Origin of the sequence: Nocardia bhagyanarayanae, assembly GCF_006716565.1 — a bacterium.
Taxonomy (GTDB): Bacteria; Actinomycetota; Actinomycetes; order Mycobacteriales; family Mycobacteriaceae; genus Nocardia; species Nocardia bhagyanarayanae.
Genome location: NZ_VFPG01000001.1, coordinates 1,441,922 through 1,457,216 on the forward strand (window position 1 = coordinate 1,441,922; position 15,295 = coordinate 1,457,216).

Sequence of the window (15,295 nt, forward strand, 5' to 3'; positions counted from 1 at the left end):
TCCTCCCCGGAAGTAGGTCGATAGGAGCAGACGGCCGGGGTACGCGAGCAGGTTCGTGGATGGGCTATCCTGTGATCCCGCGTACGTCCGTAGCCGTGTGGACGCTGCTCGGATTCCCCCGTACCAAGGCAGCGGCGTTGGCGCCGTCGGCCTACGAATATGCCACTCCAGGGGTCTTTCCACACAATTATCCACAGATGTGGAAAACCCTGGGGAAATGTGAAACGGGCTCGAAGTTCGCGGGGATCACGCCCCGACCTGCGGATCTGTAGCAACCCTCTGGCAACGTATCGCTCGTCGGCCCGCTCGGCGCGCCTAGGGGTGTGGACGAAGTCACGAAGAAGCCCGGGCGCGTCGCCGGGCAGCGCACCGGATTCGCATGGGGGCCGAGTTTGACCCGTCTCGAGCTGATCAGTACCCTCGTACAGTCACCCCTTGGTGCGGTGGCGGTCCCGTGCTGACCGCGTTAGGTCGATTGACGACCGTGTGCGCCAGGACCGACGCGCGCCGATGATGACATCGCGATTCATCGCGCACATACGTATCACCGACAAGCTTCGGGCGCCGAACGGCGCCCACCAACTCGAGGAGTGTTGACCGTGGCCAAGGGCAAGCGGACGTTCCAGCCGAACAACCGTCGTCGGGCGCGGGTTCACGGCTTCCGCCTCCGGATGCGCACCCGTGCGGGTCGCGCCATCGTTTCGGCGCGTCGCCGCAAGGGCCGCGCTTCCCTCACTGCCTGATCCTCGCTCTCGGACGCTCGGGTGTTGCCTGAGCCGTATCGGTTGCATCATCGTGCCGACTTCTCCCGGACGGTGCGCCGCGGCCAGCGAATCGGGAGGCGAGATCTGGTCGTACACGCGCTCGTGCACGGGTATGACGGAGTCGTGGGCGCTGACGAACGACATGGTGCTCCGGTAGCCACCGGAGCGCTCGTTCGCGTCGGTGGGCCGAGGTTCGGATTGATTGTCAGCAAGGCGGTGGGCTCCGCGGTGGTTCGACACCGGGTGGCCCGCCGCCTGCGTCATATGTGCGCCCAAGTGGTCAGCGAGCTGCCCGCCGAAGCCGACATCGTCATCCGGGCGCTGCCCGGCGCCGCGACCGCGGAATCCGACGAACTGCTGCGGCAGTTGCGCAGCGGGTTGCGCAAGCTGGGCGTCGCTCAGGCCCCCGGCCGGACCGGCACACGGGTTCGACCCGTCGCCGTCGACGCGGATGTATCGTCGTGAGATTCGCCGCCGTCCTGGCCCGGCTGCCCGCCCGTACGCTGATCTTCCTGATCGAGCTCTACCGGACCTATGTCTCCCCCACCCGCATGCCGGTGTGCCGCTTCACCCCGACGTGTAGCGAGTACGCGGTCACCGCGTTGCGAACCCGAGGGCTGTTCGTCGGCCTCGGACTGACGGTCGTGCGATTGGCCAAATGCGCGCCCTGGCACCCTGGTGGGTGGGACCCCGTTCCCGAGCGCAAACATCGCGCACGGAACGAGGCTGCGGCCGACGCCTCGTCGTCGGCGCCACACGCTTGTAAAGGATCGCCGCACGCGGTGATCGGCGACACGAACGACGGGAGTGCATAGAGCCGTGCTCGACTTCATCTACTACCCGGTGTCCTGGATCTTGTGGTTCTGGCACCGTGCTTTCGCGGCCATCCCGGGCCTCGGCAAGGACAACGGCCTGGCCTGGGCACTGGCGGTGGTGTTCCTGGTCTTCACGCTGCGCGTCGTGCTCTACAAGCCGTTCGTGAAGCAGGTGCGCACCACCAAACAGATGCAGGAGCTGCAGCCCCAGATCAAGGAGCTGCAGAAGAAGTACAAGAACGACCGCCAGAAGATGGCGCTGGAGATGCAGAAGCTCCAGAAGGAACACGGCTTCAACCCGCTGATGGGCTGTCTGCCGATCCTGGCGCAGGTGCCGGTGTTCCTCGGTCTGTTCCACGTCCTGCGTTCGTTCAACCGCACCGGTCACGGGTTCGGTCAGCTGGGCATGACGCCCGAGGAGAACGCGAACACCGCGAACTACGTCTTCAACGCGGCCGACGTCCAGTCCTTCCTGAGCGCCCGTATCTTCGGCGCGCCGATCTCCGCGTTCATCACCACCCCGGCCAACGAGCTGCTCGCCTTCGCCGACTACGGCGGCATCCCGAGCCGGGTGAGCATCGCCCTGGTCGCCATCCCGCTGATGGTGATCGCCGGTCTGGCGACCCACTTCAACGCCCGCGCCTCGGTCGCGCGGCAGACCCCGGAGGCCGCGGCCAACCCGCAGGCGGCGCTGATGAACAAGCTGGCGCTATGGGTCTTCCCGCTCGGCGTGCTCGTCGGTGGTCCGTTCCTTCCGATCGCCATCCTGATCTACTGGGTCTCCAACAACATCTGGACCTACGGTCAGCAGCACCTCGTCTTCGGCCGCATGGCGAAAGAAGAAGAGGCCAAGAAGCAGGCCAAGCTCGAGCAGCGCGCGCAGAACGCGCCGAAGCCGGGCGCCAAGCCGGTGAGCACGAAGAAGAAGCCCGCGGCGGCCACCGCCGTCGACGCCGAGCAGGCCGACGCGGAACCGTCGGCGAACGGCACCCGGAAGACCGCGGCAGGCAAGGCCGCCGGACAGCGCAAGCCCGGTGGGCAGAAGCGTTCGGGTCAGCGCGGCCGCGCCAACCAGAAGCGTCGCCGCTGACCGCCGAGCAAACTCGTGATCGCGCAACCGCCCGGCGCCTCGCGCCCGGCGCGCGCGATGGACAGATGAAGGAATCCAAATGACTGTTGAGACCGACGGAGGGGACGCCACCGTGGCGACGAGTGTGGTGAACGCCGGAACGGATGCCGGCGATGTCGTGAGCGATGCCGAGGAAGCCCTGATCGAAGAGGGCGAGATCGCGGGCGACTACCTCGAGCAGTTGCTCGACGTGCTCGACTTCGACGGCGACATCGACCTCGACGTCGAGGGTGACCGTGCCGTCGTGAGCATCGACGGCGGCCGCGACCTGTCGAAGCTGGTGGGCCGCAATGGCGAGGTGCTCGACGCGCTGCAGGAGCTGACCCGGCTCGCGGTGCAGCAGGCGACCGGCGTGCGCAGCCGCCTGATGTTGGACGTGGCGGGTTGGCGGGCCAAGCGCCGCTCCGAGCTGAGCGCGCTCGGCACGGCCGCCGCCAAGCGGGTGCTGGAATCCGGCGCACCGGAATCGCTCGATCCGATGACGCCGTTCGAACGCAAGATCGTGCACGACGCCGTCGCCGCGATCGAAGGAGTCAGCAGCGAGAGCGAGGGCGTGGAGCCCAACCGCTTCGTGGTGGTCGTTCCGGGCTGATCGCCCGACCGTGCCGAAGGGCGGCGCGTTTCGTCACGCTGACGATTGATGATTCGATTGGAGTGCCTCCGCCTCGCTCGGGCCGTGCGCGGTCCGAGGGCGGAGGGCGGTCCGATAGTGTCGTCTAGGCCTCTGGTCTTCGGACCGGAGGCCTTCTCCATGCCGGGGGCGCTGCGGCCCATGGCCGAGGCGGACACCCCTCCCCTCTTGCAATTGGTCGACCTCGAGCTCGGAAGGATGTTTCACGTGGAACGAGAACTCGGTGGAAGCGCCGCGCTGCCGACCGAGCTGGAGCCGCCCGCGGCGGCCGCCACCGTCTTCGGCGATCGGCTCGACATCGCCCGCCGCTACTGTGCGGCGCTCGCGACCGCGGGTGTCGAGCGTGGTCTCATCGGACCGCGCGAGGTGCCGCGGCTCTGGGATCGGCACATCCTCAATTGCGCGGTGGTCGCGGAGCTCATGCCCGAAGGAACGACCGTCGTCGACATCGGCAGCGGTGCGGGGCTACCCGGCATCCCGTTGGCCATCGCCCGCCCCGACCTACGCATCACCCTGGTCGAGCCGCTGCTGCGCCGTACCGCCTTCCTGAGTGAGTTCATCGAAGCGGCCGGACTCGACATCACCGTCGTCCGCGGCCGCGCCGAACAATCCGGCGTGATGAAGGAAGCGGGCGGCGCCGACGTCGTCACCTCCCGCGCCGTCGCCCCCCTCGCCAAACTCGCCCAGTGGTCCCTCCCCCTCCTCCGCGACCACGGCCGCATGCTCGCCCTGAAGGGCGTCAGCGCAACCGAAGAGCTGGAGCGCGACGGCGAGGCACTGACCCGCGCGGGCGCCGGTAAGTTCGAGGTCCTCGAATGCGGTGTGGGAGTGCTCGATACACCCACGGTGGTGATCAGCGCCGAACGCCTCCCACGAGCGGAACGCACACCACGCCGCCGCACGGAGAAGGTCGGTAGCCGCCGCGCGACCGGCCGCCCCGAGGGCGGAGTCCTCCGCCGCAACACCGAACGCCGTCGCTCGAGCGAGAAGTAGGGCCGCGGGTCCTTCCCGCGCCTTGCGCGTTGTTTCACATGAAACAGCGTCCCGATCCGCCGACCTCCAGATCCCTCGACCGGTTGGCGTCATCGGACGACTCGGCCGGATCTCTCGCCCGTAGCGCAGCCTGCCTCGGCGCCATCGCTTGGTCGGCCTGCGCTCCCCCGCGAGGACGGCTGCTTCGATGTCCAGACGGTGCGGCCTGACAGCTGGTCTCCCGATCCTCGGCGGATTAGCTTGGCCGGGTGGTGCGCAGCACGGCGGGATCGGTGTATTCCCGCCGGTCGGTACCGCTAGCCGCCGAGCGTGGCTCTGAGCGCCATACAGGGCCGGAAGCCGTGCGGCTTGCGGTTGACCTTTGGCGCGGCACGCTGGCTCCGCGGATCGGTTCGAATCGTTCGCGTACCCCGACGATTTAGTTCGACCGCACGGCCGGATGGCTTGACCCAACGCCGCCACGATGGCTCGGCCAGAGAGTGTGACGAGACGGCGCTCCTGATGCCGGGCGGATGGCTCAGTACGATCAGGCCTCGCTCAACCCGATAGCTCGGCCGATTCATCTTCGGGTCCGGAGCAGTCGGCTCGGGCGAGGGCTCAGTTGTGCGGTTCGCTTTGTGGGCGAGAGGTGCGTCGAATCGGGCTGGGTTGGAATCGCTCGGCGGATGTTTCACGTGAAGCATCGCCCGGCCGCTCGAACTTGCTGATGTCGAGTCCCGCCGAACGTTGATCCCCTAGTCCGGTTCAGTCGTCACGGCGGTGCCGAACGCGCGCTCATGCCGATTACATCGCGTCGTGTTCGATCTCCGTGCCAGCGCCACCAGTGAACGGTGCAGAACGTTCGCAGGGCGATCGACCCGCGATCCACGAATGCGGTCGACAGCGCGCGGGGTGATCAGTTGAATCGGGGCATGATGCGTGTCCGGTTCGAGTTGGCGCCCCTCGAGGAGGTTGTTCCGTGGGGGGAGCATCGCCGTCTGCATTGGTTCGGGCTCACCCAGGGGTGGTACTGCCTGGAGGTTGGGGGTGTCGAGTTGCTGAGATATGCAGAGCGGTCCGGGAACTCGATAGGCCATGGCGGCGCCGCCGTGACGTCGTGGGTGGACTATTACGTGGTGCGGCTGTGGGAGGACCTGCTCGCCGTTCTGCCCTCGGCCCTCGAGCCGGTACCGGATGATTTGGCGCAGTTCTTCGCCGCTGGCTCCGAGGGGTGGGTCGACACCGGAGATCCGGCTCTCCTCGACGATCCAGCGATCGACGCCGCTTCCGAGGCGTACGGCCTGCGCTGGACCGACACTTCGTATCTGCGATTCGGGCCCGCGTTTCGCTGGTGGCGCACCCTCGCCCCCGAGGACACGGTCACCGTGGCGTGGCGGTTCGCACCCGATCCCGATGGTGAGATCACGTTCTCCGCGCCGCCGTCGGGCGTGCGGACGGTCGGCACGAAGGAATTCATAGCCGCGATAACCGATTTCGACCACCGGCTGCTGCAAGCCATGCAGGAGCGTGTCGACCACCTGGTTGCGGCCGGTGGTATCCCGGGGATCGAGCTCGATATCCCTGCGCTGATTCGGGAACAGGCCCAGCGCCGGACGTGGTTGCCGCGGGCGTTGGCACGGCAGGACGACACCGACTGGGCCGCCGTACGCGCAGGCGCGGCCATCCTGGCTCCGCATCTGGCGTGAACGCACGGAACTGCGGACCGCGGATGTTTCACGTGAAGCATCGCTCGGCATACGAATTCGGCGGCGCCTCAGGGCCGCTCGCCGGTTCTCCAAACCAGCGAGCCTCACCGCTATTCGCGCGGCTGGGGCGTTGCCGCATCGCGCATCCGCGCCCGTGCCCGCCACCGCTTCCGACAGCCCGCATCTGGAATCGCTGCGCCTGGAACGCTCGCCGCCGACAACTCGGGCCACCGCTTGGCCCGATGGCTTGGCCCGACGGCTTGGCCCGACGGCTTGGCCCGATGGCGCGGTCTGACGGCGCGGTCTGACGGCGCGGCCCGATGGCGCGGCCGGATGGCGCGGCCGGATGGCGCGGCCGGATGGCGCGGCCTGAAGGCGCGGCCGGATGGCGCGGCCGGATGGCGCGGCCTGAAGGCGCGGCCGGATGGCGCGGCCGGATGGCGCGGCCCGATGGCGCGGCCGATGGCGCGGCCTGAAGGCGCGACCCGACGGTGCGGCCGATGGCGCGGCCTGAAGGCGTGGTCCGATGGCGCGGCCCGAAGGTACGGCCGGACGGTGCGGCCGATGGCGCGGCCTGAAGGCGTGGTCCGATGGCGCGGCCCGATGGCTCGGCCGGATGGCTCGGTCGGATGGCGCGACTCGAAGGCGCGACTCGATGGCGCGCCCTGAAGGTTCGGCCTGAAGGTTCGGCCGGATGGCTCGGTCGGATGGCGCGACCCGATGGCGCGGTCCGACGGCGTGTCCGGATGGCGTGGCCGGATGGCGCGACCCGATGGCGCGACCCGAAGGTTCGGTCCGAAGGTTCGGCCCGAAGGTTCAGCCCGATGGCGCGACTCGAAGGCGCGACTCGAAGGCGCGACCCGAAGGCGCGACCCGAAGGCGCGACCCGAAGGCGCGACCCGAAGGCGCGGCCTGAAGGTTCGGCCGGACGACGCGGTCCGACGGCGCGACCCGAAGGCGCGACCCGAAGGCGCGGCCTGAAGGTTCGGCCGGACGACGCGGTCCGACGGCGCGACCCGAAGGCGCGACCCGAAGGCGCGACCTGAAGGTTCGGCCCGAAGGCGCGACCCGAAGGTTCGGCCTGAAGGTTCGGCCGGATGGCGCGACCCGAAGGCGCGACCCGAAGGTTCGGCCCGAAGGCGCGACCCGAAGGCGCGACCCGAAGGCGTGGCCGGATGGCGCGACCCGATGGCGCGACCCGAAGGTTCGGCCCGAAGGTTCGGCCCGAAGGCGCGACCCGAAGGCGTGGCCGGATGGCGCGACCCGATGGCGCGACCCGATGGCTCGGCCGGATAGCGCGGTCCGTTGGCGCGGTCCGATGGCGCGACCCGATGGCTCGGCCGGATAGCGCGGTCCGATGGCGCGGTCCGATGGCCCGGCCCGACGGCGCGACCCGAAGGCGCGGCCTGAAGGTTCGGCCGGACGGCGCGGTCCGACGGCGCGGTCCGACGGCGCGTCCTGAAGGTTCGGGCTGATGGCGCAGGCGGATTGCTCCCCCGGATCGCACGGCTCGATCGCGAGCCTGGCGAGTGGGCCGGGGCGGCCCTTGCCCGCTGGAGTGCCTTGATGGCGCGGTCCGATGGCGCGCCCCGACAGCAGCAGTGCGCGCCCCGACGCTCGGTCTCACAGCTTGGTGGATGGTGCGATGGACAGTGGTTCCGAGGGCGCAGCCGGGATTTGGGTGGATGTTTCACGTGAAGCATCGCTCGGCGATGCGAGCTCGATTGCGGGCAGTTCTCCCTGTGAAGTCGGCGGCGAGAAGCGGACGATCCAACCGCGCGGCGCGAGCCTGCCATTGGTTGTGCGACGTCCAAGCAACGAGACACGACGCTGCATAGACGAGAGTGCCAGCGTCTTGAATGCGTGAATGGAAGGCGCAGCGCCACTCTCCGTAGGAGCGCGGCATTCCGCCCTTCACCCAATGCTTCACGTGAAACATCGCCTGTCCGGTGCACGGCCGGGGCAGTCCGCGAATCAACAGCACAACCCGACGACGCCCCGATTCCTCCTCCACACAAGAAGATCTGCGAGGGCGCGCAAAGTTCAACTCGCCGAATGCACCCCAACCTGGCACCCCGAACCCGCAATCTGCCCAGTGGAAATCACACTCCCCGCCGGAAATCCTGCGGCACGCAATGTTCATTCGCGTGGATCTGCGTGTCGCCGCGATTCAACTTTCTTCTAGCGCTCAGTGCTGGCAAGCTAGTGTGCGTCGGGCGTGAGCGTTGATGCCACGGTGGGATGTGGGTGTGCGGGACAGCTCCGCTCGGTTGATCGGGCGCCGTCCCGACGGAGCATCATGTTCGATCCGACACAGGCTGTTGAAGACACGGCGCCGGCGTGGGCCGAGGGCACGTGGTCTGTAGTTCTCTGGTTAGGAGCTGTCTATGTCGAGCGGTCCGGCGAATGTTTCACGGGAAACTACGTCGCGCGTGCCGGGGATGCTGGACTCCAGCAACTTCGACGCGGAGGCATTCGGAAGCACACCGTTCGGGCACATCTCCCCCAGCGAGACCCCGATCGCGGCCGAGGCTCAGCGCGCAAGTCAGATATTGCATCCAGGAAAGGTGACAGTGCCGAAACCTCGCGAGCAGCGCATCATCACCATCGCGAATCAGAAGGGTGGCGTCGGTAAGACGACGACGGCGGTGAATCTTGCCGCGGCCCTTGCGCATCAGGGGATGAAGGTGCTCGTGATCGATCTCGATCCCCAGGGCAACGCCAGCACCGCCCTCGGCATCGAGCATCACTCGGGTGTCCCTTCCAGCTACGAACTGCTCATCGGCGAGGTCTCCGTCAAGGACGCTATCCAGCAGAGTCCGCACAACGAGCGGCTGCTGTGCATCCCGGCGACGATCGATCTCGCGGGTGCGGAGATCGAACTCGTCTCGATGGTCGCCAGGGAGGGCCGCCTCAAGGGCGCCATCCAGGAGGCCAATATCGCGGGCTACGACATCGATTACGTCATGATCGACTGCCCGCCTTCCCTCGGCCTCCTGACGGTCAACGCGCTCGTCGCGGCCAAGGAGGTGCTGATCCCGATCCAGTGCGAGTACTACGCGCTGGAGGGCGTCGGCCAGTTGCTCCGCAATATCGGTCTGGTGCAGGCGCACCTGAATCCCGAGCTGCACGTGTCCACGGTGATTCTCACGATGTACGACGGGCGCACCAAGCTCGCCGACCAGGTCGCGGAGGAAGTGCGCGGCCACTTCGGCGATGTGGTGCTGCGCTCGGTGATTCCGCGCAGCGTGAAGGTCTCGGAGGCGCCGGGTTACGGAATGACCGTGCTCGATTATGATCCAGGCTCCCGGGGTGCGATGAGCTACCTCGACGCCGGGCGTGAGATGGCCCAGCGGGCGATGGCCCGGCAGGCCGCGAACGGCGCGGAGTGATTCGGGTACCGGTGACCCGGGTCGGCGTGACCCGGTTTGGTGGCGAACGAGGGAAGGGATCGGTGGGCCGATGAGTCAGGCGAAGAAGGGCGGGCTAGGACGAGGTCTGGCGGCGCTGATCCCGACGGGGCCCGCGACCACGCAGGGACTCGGCAGCGCCGCGGCCAACGTGGTGATCGGCCTCGATCCCATCGGTCCGCAGCCCGCTTCGGCGTACCTGCACCGCGTCCCTGATCCCGACGACACCGCCGACGAGGCCGACCTCGCCACCCCGGGCGGCGCGGTCTACCGCGAGATTCCGCCGGACCAGATCGAGCCGAATCCCAAGCAGCCGCGCCAGGTCTTCGAGGAAGAAGCGCTCGCCGAACTCGTCCACTCCATCCGCGAATTCGGCCTCATGCAGCCGATCGTGGTGCGTCGCGTCGAGGCGGACCGCTATCAGCTGATCATGGGCGAGCGCCGCTGGCGGGCCGCCCAGGAGGCGGGCCTGGAAGCGATCCCGGCGATCGTCCGGGAGACCGCCGACGAGTCGATGCTGCGCGATGCCCTCCTGGAGAACATCCACCGGGTGCAGCTGAACCCCTTGGAAGAAGCGGCCGCATACCAGCAGCTGCTCGAGGAATTCGACGTAACCCACGAAGAACTGGCCACCCGGATCGGTCGATCCCGTCCGGTCGTCACCAACATGATCCGTCTGCTGAAGCTGCCGATCCCGGTGCAGCGACGGGTCGCGGCCGGCGTGCTGTCCGCCGGTCACGCACGCGCCCTGCTCGGACTCGAAGCGGGTGCCGACGCACAGGAGGTGCTGGCCGCCCGCATTGTCGCGGAGGGTCTCTCCGTGCGTGCCACCGAGGAAGCCGTCACTCTGGCCAACCGTGATCCGGACGCGGCCACTCCCCCGGCTCCCCGGCGCAAGCCGATCCACATGCCCGGTCTGCAGGACGTGGCCGAGCGGCTGTCGAACTCGTTCGATACCCGGGTGACCGTGAGTCTCGGCAAGCGCAAGGGCAAGATCGTCGTCGAATTCGGGTCCGTGGAAGATCTGGAGCGCATCGTCGGTCTGATGGCGCAAGAGCAGCTCGGTCAGTGACAGAAGAGGCAAAATAGCCCCGTGTTCTCGGTATATACGGGCCCGGCGTCGAAACGTCACTGTGACGGCGTCGAAAAGGGCGGTGCGACAGTGAGATTGCGCGCGCCGACGGCCTGGCACGAGGGCTCCGACCAACAGCACAGCGACGTGGAATGAGGCGGATTCGCTTGATCGCTTATTCTTGCTGGCGAGAAGACATTGATGCGACGTGAGCGTGGATGAATCGGACAGCTGGAGGCTGAGCAGAGCGGTGTCGACCAGCGTCACAGCACTTACCCTCGACGGACTGGACAAGCTGCCCGCGCATGCCCGGCGCTGTGTCTTCTGGGAGATCGATCCCGCCGTCGCAGAAGACTCGCGCGCGTTCAGTGATCCGGTCTTCGAAAAAGAGGCCTGGCTTTCGACGGTCATGCTCGAATGGGGTTCGTGCGGCCAGGTGGCCCATGTCGACGGCAGCGTGGCGGGCTGCGCGCTGTACTCGCCGCCCAGCGCCGTGCCGCGCGCGACGCTGTTCCCCACTTCCCCGGTCAGCCCGGACGCCATCTTGCTGACCACGCTCCGCACCGAGTTCCCGCACCGGGACGAGGACGTCGCCCACCGCCTGGTGCAGGCCGTGGTGTCGGATCTGGTGCGGCGCGGTGTTCGCGCACTGGAGGCTTTCGGCATCCGTACCGACCCGCCCACCAAACGGCTCTCGGACCGATTGGTCGGTTCGATGACGCTCATGGAGCGGATCGGCGCCCCGGTCCGCGGTTCCGCCGCGGCCGCCCCCACCGAATGCTCACCGCAGACCTGCATGATCGAGGCGGACTTGCTCGAGGAGTTCGGCTTCGAGGTGGTCGCACCGCACCACCGCTTCCCGCGGCTGCGTCTGGAGCTGGATTCCGATCACGGCTGGAAGGAAGACGTGGAGCGCGCGCTCGATCAGCTGCTCGCCGCCGCGTCGATGACGGTCCCCACTCGGGCCGGCGCACGCTGAGACGAGAAAGCCCCCGCCGATCACACACTCGGCGGGGGCTTTCTCCGAGACGGAGTCTCAGGTCCGGTCGGCCGCGGCCAGTTCTTCGGCCAGCAGCTCGGCGAACGTATACGTGCCGGTCGGCTGATCGTCCTGACCCAGCAGATACAGGCGCTTCACCGAGATCAGGATGGCCTCGGCGATGACGTCGCGCATCCGCGGATTGGTGAGGACCGAGGCGTCGTATTCGTTGGTGAGGTAACCGATGTCGACCTGGACCGTCGGCATCTTGGTGAGCCGCAGCAGATCCCAGGTGCGCGAATGCGTACGGCAGTCCTGCAGCGACGTGCGGGCCACCACCTCGCGCTGGATGAACCCGGCCAGCACCTGCCCGATCATCGAGACCGAGCCGTGCGAGTTGCCGAAGTGGAAACTGGCCACACCGTTCGCCGACGGGCTCGGGTTGGTGGCACAGCGCAGCGAGATCATCAGGTCGGCGTCGAAAGCGTTGGAGGTCTCCGCGCGTTCGGCATCGGTGGGGTTCGCGCCCCACGGCCGCGACAGGAACGTCTCCATGCCGGTGGCGGCCATCCGGCCCTCCAGCCTGCTGGCCAGATCCCACAGGATCTCCGACTCGTAGACGTCGCCGTACTCGGTCGGTACCGCGTATCCCTTGTCGGGACCGCCGAGACCCGGATCGATGACGATCCGCTTGCCGGTGAGCTGCGGCCCCGCCCGGTGCACCACCTCTTCTTCGGCGATGCGGTGGGGGTTGCCGCCGGTGACGCGCGCGCCCAGCAATTCCAGCGAACGCAGCGTGTCCGGCCCGCAGATGCCGTCGGCGGACAGGCCGATCTCACGCTGGAACGCGGTGAGCGCGTCGTGGGTGTGCGGGCCGAAGTACCCGTCCACCCGATGAACGTAAAAGCCGAGGTCCTGCAGTTTGCGTTGCAATGTGGCGACATCGTCGCCGTACAGCGGCGCGGACAGCTGGTAGATCAGCGTGCGCGCGCCGAGGCGGTAGGACGCCTCCTTCAGGGCCCGGTAGGTGGCCGGACCCACCACACCGTCGACGAGCAGACCGCGATGTTGCTGGAACGCGCGGACCGCGGAGTCGAGGTGGTGGTCGAAGGAAGCTTCGGTGTCCTTCCAGTACTCGCGCGCGTCGCCGTGATCGGCGCCGATTGCGTGTGCGTGCAGGAAGCCAAGACTTGCCAGGGTGCTCCGAACCTCAGCGACGGCTGGACCGGTATCACCGTGACGAAGTCGGTGCATGCGTGAGAGCCCTTTCCTTCCGTCAACCCGGGTACCCACTCATGCGACGGCATACACCCTCGCACGACCGGAGCGTCGGTCGATTGTCTCAGACCTGCCCCGGAATCCGACAATTACGGGGGTGGTGCAGGCATCCTACGGCGCGTCGTGGATTCGCGCCGTCAGATCACGTCTTCCAGTTCGCGCAGGAGGGCCGCTTTGCCCTTGGCGCCGACGATCTGTTTGACCGGCTTGCCGCCGCGGAACAGCATCATAGTGGGCAGGGAGAGGACCTGGTACTCGCGGGCCGTCTCCGGGTTGGCGTCCACGTCCAGCTTGGCGATGGTCAGCTTGTCCGCGTTCGCGGCGGCGATCTCCTCCAGCACGGGGGCGACCATCTTGCACGGACCGCACCAATCCGCCCAGAAGTCGACGAGCACGGGCTTCTCACTGAGCAGCACCTCGTCGGCGAAGGACTTGTCGGTCACGGTGACCGTGTTCTCGGACATGGGGTATCTCCTTGTGAATCGGTACGAGCGAGATCAGTTGGCGTTCACGGCGACCGGCTGGCCGGCGGCGTCCAGGGTGTTCGCGGTGATGTCACCCTGTTCGGCCAGCCAGCGCTCGGCGTCGATCGCGGCGCGGCAGCCGGTGCCCGCAGCGGTGATGGCCTGCCGGTAGGTGTGGTCGACGAGATCGCCCGCGGCGAAGACGCCGGGGACCTTGGTGGCCGTCGTCGGATGCTCGACCTGCACATAGCCTTCGTCGTCCAGCTCGACCTGGCCGCGCACGAGCTCGCTGCGCGGGTCGTGGCCGATCGCCACGAACAGGCCGGTCGCCGCCAGCTCGGAGGTCTCGCCGGTGCGGGTGTCGCGGAGGGTGAGACTGGTCACCGCGTTCTCGCCGTGCACCTCGATCACTTCGGCGTTCAGCACGAACTTGATCTTCTCGTTGGCCTTGGCGCGCTCGAGCATGATCCGCGACGCGCGGAACTCCTCGCGGCGGTGCACGATGGTGACGCTCGACGCGAACTTGGTGAGGAAGGTCGCCTCCTCCATAGCCGAGTCGCCGCCGCCGACCACCACGATGTCCTGGCCCTTGAAGAAGAAGCCGTCGCAGGTGGCGCAGGCGCTCACGCCGCGGCCGAGCAGTCGCTGTTCACCGGGCACGTTCAGGTAGCGGGCGGCCGAGCCCATCGCCAGGATGACCGCGTACGCCTGGTAGGTCTGATCGCCCACGGTGACCGTCTTGACCGGTCCGCTCAGGTCGATGGCGTCCACGTCCTCGGTGCGGATGTCCGCGCCGAAACGCTTGGCCTGCTCACGCATCTCGTCCATCAGGTCCGGGCCCATGATGCCGTCGCGGAAGCCGGGGAAGTTCTCGACCTCGGTGGTGGTCATCAGCGCACCGCCGAACTGGGTGCCCTCGAAGAGCAACGGCTCGAGTTCGGCGCGTGCGGCGTAGACGGCTGCGGTATAGCCTGCGGGGCCGGAGCCGACGATGATCAGGTCGCGAACTGGCGTGCTCATGGGGCCCTTCCGGAAAGATCTGAGGGGAACGTGACGGTCAACAACAGCCTAAACGCTGTTGTTCCCGCGCCGGTGGGCCCGTGCTCGGTCAGCCGATGTCGGTGACTTTGCGCACCTGCGGGTCGCCCGTGGTGCAGCCGGGGCCGACGACCAGCGCTGTGATCTTGCCCTGGACGGTGCCGGACAGCAGGATGAGCACCGCGTCCTTCCCCTGATATCGCATGTTCATCGAGCCGAGGACGGCCCGCTCCATCCCGGCCGCGGCGACGCAGCGGGTGAGCGCGGAGCGGCTGCCGAGCGGCCCGGTGACGTCGTTGCGGCCGAGGGCGGCCAGCGCGGCAGTGGGGGTGAGATCGTCGCCGATCCGATCGCCGGTCGGCGTCGGCTTCGCGGTGGTCGTCACGTCACCGCCGCCGAGCATCTGGACGCCGATGCCGGTGCCCGCGATCACCGTGAGGACGGCGGCCGCGGCGGCGATCCAGCGCAAGCGTCTACCGCGGTGCTGTGTTGTATCGCGGTGCGGCGCCAAGGGAATCGGCGTGGCGATGCGTTCGGTCCGGTCCTCGGAAGCCGTTGGCTCGCTGCCGTTTCCGAGGACCCGCTGATCTCGCAGCGCAACCTCGGGTTCGGCGTCGTCGGCGGATGCCGTGGCGCCGATCCGACGAACGGTGGCGACCCGCTCGGTCGGCTCCTCGCCCAGCTCCAGTTCGGCGACGAAGGCCGCGAGCCGCTCGGAGACGTCCTCGGGCATCGGATGGACGACGCGCTCGTCGGTGCGCAGGGTGCGCAGCCGCGTCGTCACCTCGTCCAGCGACCGCAGGTAGCGCACCGCGTCGGAGTCGGCGCGGACGGCGGGCCACAACTGTGCGCCGAGTTCGGGATCCACGTTGTCGGCATGCAGATCGGCGAGGAGCTCCGGCGAAAATGGAGGCTGCGGTACGGACCGGGTCGCCATCGCACCTCCAGTGTTCTCATCCGACGTAACTGTCTTGTCTGTCGCGGTGGCGTCGCGGGACCTCGCGGCGCCATCTGTACATCGCTCAGGTGTTCGTCAC

14 protein-coding genes are annotated in these 15,295 nt (G+C 68.0%); 10 read left to right on the forward strand and 4 right to left on the reverse strand.

Going from position 1 to position 15,295, the window contains the following annotated elements; translation table 11 throughout:
* The first annotated feature begins 599 nt into the window (after positions 1–599).
* The 10 genes from rpmH to FB390_RS05960 all read left to right on the forward strand — a co-directional run bounded on the left by rpmH (position 600) and on the right by FB390_RS05960 (position 11,478).
* Positions 600–743, forward strand: coding sequence for a 50S ribosomal protein L34 (gene rpmH, locus FB390_RS05915; protein WP_006550910.1), 144 nt, complete (start codon positions 600–602; stop codon positions 741–743).
* Between the two features lie 21 nt (positions 744–764).
* Complete coding sequence (rnpA, locus tag FB390_RS05920) at positions 765–1,229, forward strand: ribonuclease P protein component (protein WP_141808042.1); 465 nt, start codon at positions 765–767, stop codon at positions 1,227–1,229.
* Entirely contained in the window at positions 1,226–1,579 is a 354-nt protein-coding gene (gene yidD, locus FB390_RS05925) for a membrane protein insertion efficiency factor YidD (RefSeq protein WP_141808043.1), read from the forward strand. Before rnpA ends, yidD begins: the two co-directional genes overlap by 4 nt.
* A 4-nt stretch (positions 1,580–1,583) precedes the next feature.
* Positions 1,584–2,669: a membrane protein insertase YidC gene (gene yidC, locus FB390_RS05930; RefSeq protein WP_141808044.1), complete on the forward strand. Its 1,086-nt coding sequence runs from the start codon at positions 1,584–1,586 to the stop codon at positions 2,667–2,669.
* 79 nt (positions 2,670–2,748) lie between these two features.
* Positions 2,749–3,300, forward strand: coding sequence for a Jag family protein (locus FB390_RS05935; RefSeq protein WP_141808045.1), 552 nt, complete (start codon positions 2,749–2,751; stop codon positions 3,298–3,300).
* Between the two features lie 237 nt (positions 3,301–3,537).
* Positions 3,538–4,332 carry a 16S rRNA (guanine(527)-N(7))-methyltransferase RsmG gene (gene rsmG / locus FB390_RS05940; RefSeq protein WP_141811572.1) on the forward strand — a complete coding sequence of 265 codons (795 nt, stop codon included), beginning with the start codon at positions 3,538–3,540 and terminating at the stop codon, positions 4,330–4,332.
* A 914-nt stretch (positions 4,333–5,246) separates the two neighbouring features.
* Complete coding sequence (locus tag FB390_RS05945; protein WP_246124242.1) at positions 5,247–6,017, forward strand: DUF5984 family protein; 771 nt, start codon at positions 5,247–5,249, stop codon at positions 6,015–6,017.
* Between the two features lie 2,441 nt (positions 6,018–8,458).
* Entirely contained in the window at positions 8,459–9,409 is a 951-nt protein-coding gene (locus tag FB390_RS05950; protein WP_246124243.1) for a ParA family protein, read from the forward strand.
* Positions 9,410–9,479: 70 nt separating this feature from the next.
* Positions 9,480–10,499 carry a ParB/RepB/Spo0J family partition protein gene (locus tag FB390_RS05955; RefSeq protein WP_141808047.1) on the forward strand — a complete coding sequence of 340 codons (1,020 nt, stop codon included), beginning with the start codon at positions 9,480–9,482 and terminating at the stop codon, positions 10,497–10,499.
* 250 nt (positions 10,500–10,749) lie between these two features.
* Positions 10,750–11,478, forward strand: a complete 729-nt coding sequence (locus FB390_RS05960) for a GNAT family N-acetyltransferase (protein WP_141808048.1) — start codon at positions 10,750–10,752, stop codon at positions 11,476–11,478.
* A 57-nt stretch (positions 11,479–11,535) separates the two neighbouring features.
* On the opposite strand, the gene FB390_RS05965 is transcribed toward FB390_RS05960, so the two are convergent.
* The 4 genes from FB390_RS05965 to FB390_RS05980 form a co-directional block, all read right to left on the reverse strand.
* Positions 11,536–12,732, reverse strand: a complete 1,197-nt coding sequence (locus FB390_RS05965; protein ID WP_141808049.1) for an N-acetylmuramoyl-L-alanine amidase — start codon at positions 12,730–12,732, stop codon at positions 11,536–11,538.
* Positions 12,733–12,893: 161 nt separating this feature from the next.
* Positions 12,894–13,220, reverse strand: a complete 327-nt coding sequence (trxA, locus tag FB390_RS05970; protein WP_141808050.1) for a thioredoxin — start codon at positions 13,218–13,220, stop codon at positions 12,894–12,896.
* Between the two features lie 33 nt (positions 13,221–13,253).
* Entirely contained in the window at positions 13,254–14,240 is a 987-nt protein-coding gene (gene trxB / locus FB390_RS05975) for a thioredoxin-disulfide reductase (protein WP_067786315.1), read from the reverse strand.
* Between the two features lie 88 nt (positions 14,241–14,328).
* The gene (locus FB390_RS05980; protein ID WP_141808051.1) at positions 14,329–15,195 is read right to left on the reverse strand and encodes a hypothetical protein; all 867 of its coding nucleotides are present in this window, start codon (positions 15,193–15,195) and stop codon (positions 14,329–14,331) included.
* Between the last annotated feature and the right edge of the window lie 100 nt (positions 15,196–15,295).

What these genes read in the sequence shown, in the direction of transcription:
- FB390_RS05945 (WP_246124242.1), top strand. Translation starts at nt 5,247, where the DNA reads ATGCGTGTCCGGTTCGAGTTGGCGCCCCTCGAGGAGGTTGTTCCGTGG.
- FB390_RS05955 (WP_141808047.1), top strand. Translation starts at nt 9,480, where the DNA reads ATGAGTCAGGCGAAGAAGGGCGGGCTAGGACGAGGTCTGGCGGCGCTG.
- FB390_RS05935 (WP_141808045.1), top strand. Translation starts at nt 2,749, where the DNA reads ATGACTGTTGAGACCGACGGAGGGGACGCCACCGTGGCGACGAGTGTG.
- trxB (WP_067786315.1), bottom strand. Translation starts at nt 14,240, where the DNA reads ATGAGCACGCCAGTTCGCGACCTGATCATCGTCGGCTCCGGCCCCGCA.
- rsmG (WP_141811572.1), top strand. Translation starts at nt 3,538, where the DNA reads ATGTTTCACGTGGAACGAGAACTCGGTGGAAGCGCCGCGCTGCCGACC.
- FB390_RS05965 (WP_141808049.1), bottom strand. Translation starts at nt 12,732, where the DNA reads ATGCACCGACTTCGTCACGGTGATACCGGTCCAGCCGTCGCTGAGGTT.
- FB390_RS05950 (WP_246124243.1), top strand. Translation starts at nt 8,459, where the DNA reads ATGCTGGACTCCAGCAACTTCGACGCGGAGGCATTCGGAAGCACACCG.
- trxA (WP_141808050.1), bottom strand. Translation starts at nt 13,220, where the DNA reads ATGTCCGAGAACACGGTCACCGTGACCGACAAGTCCTTCGCCGACGAG.
- FB390_RS05980 (WP_141808051.1), bottom strand. Translation starts at nt 15,195, where the DNA reads ATGGCGACCCGGTCCGTACCGCAGCCTCCATTTTCGCCGGAGCTCCTC.